This is a genomic window from Oleiphilus sp. HI0125 (assembly GCF_001635355.1).
On record NZ_LWGF01001179.1, the window covers coordinates 1 to 821 of the forward strand.

At 48.6% G+C, this 821-nt stretch carries 2 protein-coding genes; both read right to left on the reverse strand.

Annotation, left to right across the window (positions count from 1 at the left end; translation table 11 throughout):
- Window positions 1-659: RnfABCDGE type electron transport complex subunit C (locus tag A3762_RS20500; RefSeq protein ID WP_156493632.1), on the reverse strand; the 659-nt coding region annotated here is incomplete at its 3' end.
- Window positions 659-821 (reverse strand): 4Fe-4S binding protein (locus A3762_RS28500; RefSeq protein ID WP_231878880.1); only part of this gene is annotated, 163 nt, incomplete at its 5' end. The genes A3762_RS28500 and A3762_RS20500, both read right to left, overlap by 1 nt.

Sequence of the window (821 nt, forward strand, 5' to 3'; positions counted from 1 at the left end):
TTGTTGTCTTCGATCGCTAATACGATATGTTGCGGCTCAAGTAGGCGCGCCATGATCTCTATGCCGCGTAGCATTTCGTCGGCATAGGTGCGCATTAACATGTCATCGGAGGTGATATATGGCTCGCACTCCACACCATTAATGACCAATGATTTGAGTTTCTTTTGGTTTGCTGGGTGGAGTTTTACTTCACTTGGAAAGCCAGCTCCGCCCATGCCAGCAACGCCCGCACGACGAATACACTTAAGGACCTTTTCGCGCTCAAGATTTAGATAATCTTCATGTGCTTCTAGTTCGCACCATTGATCTTCGCCGTCGGTATCAATGACAACACATGGAGCGCTTAATCCTGATGGGTGTGCGATGGCTTGATCGCTTATTTCTCGAACCACACCAGAGCTTGGTGCGTGCACACAGGCGCTGATTACACCATCTGCGTCTGCAATTAATTGGCCTTTCAGAACTCGGTCGCCAGCGTTCACAAGGACCTTTGCGGACTTCCCTACGTGTTGTTGAAGCGGAACGATGAGTGTCGAAGGTAGACTCGTTTTTTGTATACCTAGTTGGGTACTTTGTGTCTTGTTTTCTTCAGGGTGTATACCGCCGTGAAAGTCATGCAGTGTGCGTGAATTAGTATGCGCAATACGAAGCTTTGCCATTATGCTGCACCTTTATCTGTCGTTATGATCGACGACTGCGGTGCTGACCAGTGCCAACCTGCAATGCCATTGTCTACTTCAACCATGTCGATACAGTCGACTGGGCAAGGCTCAATACACAGATCACAGCCTGTACATTCTGATGCGATGACCGTATGCATG